Here is a 3,554-nt window from a genome sequence, read left to right as displayed (position 1 = left end):
ATCCAAAATTGCTCTAGGAGGTATCGGTAATGGTTCACATTCGTTTTGAAGGACGTTCCTATGACGTGGCAGAAAACCAACTGGGCATCGCGGCAGGAATGAGCGATCAAGCTATTAAGGAACGTCTAGCCAACCATTTTGATGTCAAGGGATCTCGCTTCGAGTCTTACGTGCTCGATCGCCGTCCCAGCGGTGATTTAATTGTCCGCCCAGAAGCTGTTTACGGCTAGAAATTCACTGAAAGCACGTATTAGGCAGCGCACCCCAACTAAAGAAGCTTACAAACTGGAAACGTTCGACTTAAAATCGAATTGTAGGTTCAATCCCTACTTGCCGCGAGGCTAAAGCTTCTCTGACTTGTGCGCTGCCTATTATAGCGGAATTTTTTATATCTATCGGGCATTTAAAGGTTCCACTTCGCGCCCCAACAAAGGAAGCTTACATACTAGCTCATTGGTAGAGCAATTCCCTCTTAAGGAAAAGGTCGCGGGTTCAACTCCTGCGTATGTGCCAACGGCTTTCTTAACTTGCGTGGAGTGACTTTTAATGCTATAAAAGGCAAAAATAATTGAGCAATTTAGAATAATCACAAGTCAAAACTTTCTAGTTTAGAGATTAGAAAAATTTTGTTCCGCACCCTAACGAGTGAAGCGAATACACACATTCTAATCGATTGGTCGCAGGTTCAAATCCTGCCAGCCCCGTTTAAGGGGCTGTAGCTCAGGGGTAGAGCCATCGGACAGTCAAAACGCTTTGCAAACTTGTGCGGAACATCTCATCTTTATAAAAAGTTAGATATAAAAGTGGTGTGTGAGGAGACTTAAATTATGAAAAATACAACTCTAATTTACCGCTCGCCCAAGGACATAGACAGTCTGATTCACGCTTTCCAAGAATGCAGCCTGCCGCGAAGTCAATGGACGCACGAAGCGCATTTAACCGTTGCCCTTTGGTATATGTTTTATGATTCGGAAAAAGAAGCGATAAATGCGGTGCGGAATGGCATTAAACGTTACAACTCGGTTCAGGGAATTGAGACTACAAAAGATAGCGGATATCACGAAACCCTAACGCTGTTTTGGGTGCGAACTATTCGCCGGTATCTCGCCGATGAAAGCCGGAATCGATCGATGGTAAATCTTGCTAACGGTTTGATTGCAAAATATGCCGATCGCACTTTACCATTTCGCTACTACACGCGCGATCGGCTGATGTCTTGGGAAGCTCGAAATAACTGGGTTGAACCAGATTTGAGAGCGATCGAATTAGAAACAGTTTCCCTGAAATAGTTAATGGAAAATCGCAGTTTTTGCCGCGCCCCAATCGCGAGAGCTTACATACAGACCCTATTAGGTTTAGCCATAGGTTTACTAAAAAAAGCTCCCCAAACTTGCGCGGTGATTTTTAAATTTTACTCGCTAGCGTGCAACAACTGCCAACCGCCGATTTGGAATACTTCTCAAGTCCAAAATCCAAAATCAATAGGAAGGTAAAAACAATGAATATGAATACAGCAGAACGCGATTTGCGTTTGGAAATGCTCAACAGTCTGCTCACCACTCCTCACCGTGTATTAGAAAAAGTAGCAGAAATTCACAAGTTAATTATCGAATTAGACCCCATTTTTTACGGTCATTTAGCAGTGTGGTATCAACGTCACGGCGACGTGCGCGATCACAAGGAAGTTTTTGCCGGAAATTTGCTGACTTCGGCGCTGACGGAACACCGAGATGCCGGGTTTATGATGCTGCAAGAGTTCCCTCCCTACGAGGTTTCGCGGATTGTGGACTTTATGAAGCGGCACCAGAATAAGGTGCCCCGCAGCGCGCGCACTGCTGTCACTCGCTATCTGAAATCGCGGGAAAAGAATCCGCAGTTTTTCGATCGCGCTGCCATCCGCAACCGCAAGGCGATGAAGCATTTGTACGCAACGCTGCACGTCAAGCCGAGCGATCGCGCTAATGCTATCCTCTTCAAAGACAATCCGCCAGAAGACTCTCTGGCATTCGTTTTGAAGCAGTTGGCGAAGGCGGCGACACCTGCGGAACAGGCGAATTTGATTGTTGAGTACAAGATTCCGTATACGATCGCAGTTGGTGCGATCAGACAGCTAACGCCAACAGTTTTGGCCGCGCTGATTAACTCGATGTCGCCGCAGGAAGTCATCAACAATTTGAAATCGATTCAGTCGCGCGGCGCGATGGATCACCCGGAAGTCAAGCAGTTGATTGACTCGAAGCTGGATGAAGCGGCAAAGTGCGATCGGGTTTCTGCTTACAAAGCGAGTGTGGCGGGCGCGGGCGCGAACTTCGACGCAGCAACGGCGACGAAGCTGGAAGCGGTGACAAACGAACAGGTGAAGAAGCGCGGCAAGATTGCGAAAGCAACTGCTTTGTTGATTGACAAGTCGGGAAGCATGGAAAGTGCGATCGAAATCGGTAAGCGTCTAGCTGCCTTGATTTCCGGCATTTCCGACGCTGCACTGTTTGTCTACGCCTTTGACACGATGCCGTACCCAGTGCAAGCAAACGGCAGCGAATTGACAGACTGGGAACGCGCTTTCAAGCACATTCGCGCTGGCGGCGGCACAAGTTGCGGTTGCGCGGTGGAAGCAATGCGAATTAAAAAGCAGGTTGTCGAGCAATTCATCATGGTGACAGATGAAGGCGAAAACGCTGCACCTTATTTTGCAGATGCTTATCAGAATTACTGCCGCAGTTTGGGGGTAATTCCTGATGTGGTAATCGTCCGAGTTGGCGCTTGGTGCGAATATGTCCAGAAGCAATTGAAGGACAAACAAGTATCGGTGGAAACCTTTACGTTTGCGGGTGATTATTACTCCTTGCCGAATTTAGTGCCGATGTTGAGCCGTCCTTCGCGGCTGGAATTGTTGATGGAAATTCTGGACACGTCGCTGCCTGTGAGGGATGACAAGTGATATAATTGGGCATGGCTCGTGAGTTAAGCTGGCGGGCAATGCTCACTTTATGGGATAGCTACTGTGCCATACCTCAAAGCAAAACATCTATCAACCCAAGGTAAAAGGTTGAATGAGAGGGTAAAAACTGCTAATCGCAAGTTAATTTATATTGGTGGTGAAATCAGGTTTCAATCCGAGATGGATTTGGAAGATTATGTAGATGAGAAATTTGATGAAATATTTCCCTCGCTAATTAAAATCAAAAGGCAGCATACTGTAAAAATGCAGCGATGCGATTTATTGTGCTGTACCAAATCCGAAAAGCAGCCGATAATTATTGAGTTGAAAAATGAAGAAGATCGAGGATTAGTTTCGCAGTTAACTCGGTATCGTAAAGCTATTATCACCAATAAATGCTTTGAGGATAAAATTGACTATTCATTGCCAGTTAAAATGATAGCTATCGCACCGAGTTTTCACGCTGATAATTACACAGACAAAGAAGCTTCAAAATTTGAAGAAGATTTTTGTTTTTGGGAATTTGCTGTACAAAATCATCATAATTCAGGTCAATTTAAACTATTAAGTCAAATTTATGAAATTTCTTACCCTGTATTTGGGTTGCCAGAAATCT

Annotated in this window: 4 protein-coding genes and 1 tRNA gene; all 5 read left to right on the top strand. The window is 45.5% G+C overall.

Annotated elements, in window-relative coordinates:
* Window positions 1-29: 29 nt before the first annotated feature.
* Window positions 30-230 carry a hypothetical protein gene (locus tag QUB30_RS08670; protein ID WP_333331938.1) on the top strand — a complete coding sequence of 67 codons (201 nt, stop codon included), beginning with the start codon at window positions 30-32 and terminating at the stop codon, window positions 228-230.
* A gap of 210 nt (window positions 231-440) precedes the next feature.
* Window positions 441-513 (top strand) — tRNA-Lys (locus QUB30_RS08665).
* A 314-nt stretch (window positions 514-827) separates the two neighbouring features.
* Window positions 828-1,289, top strand: a complete 462-nt coding sequence (locus QUB30_RS08660) for a hypothetical protein (protein WP_333331935.1) — start codon at window positions 828-830, stop codon at window positions 1,287-1,289.
* Window positions 1,290-1,498: 209 nt separating this feature from the next.
* Window positions 1,499-2,938: a hypothetical protein gene (locus QUB30_RS08655; RefSeq protein ID WP_333331933.1), complete on the top strand. Its 1,440-nt coding sequence runs from the start codon at window positions 1,499-1,501 to the stop codon at window positions 2,936-2,938.
* 63 nt (window positions 2,939-3,001) lie between these two features.
* Window positions 3,002-3,554: hypothetical protein (locus tag QUB30_RS08650; RefSeq protein WP_333331931.1), on the top strand; the 553-nt coding region annotated here is incomplete at its 3' end.

It is taken from the genome of Microcoleus sp. BROC3 (genome assembly GCF_036702515.1).
Lineage (GTDB): Bacteria > Cyanobacteriota > Cyanobacteriia > Cyanobacteriales > Microcoleaceae > Microcoleus.
Note: the sequence above shows the minus strand (reverse complement) of the source record. Positions and strands in the feature narration are given on the sequence as shown.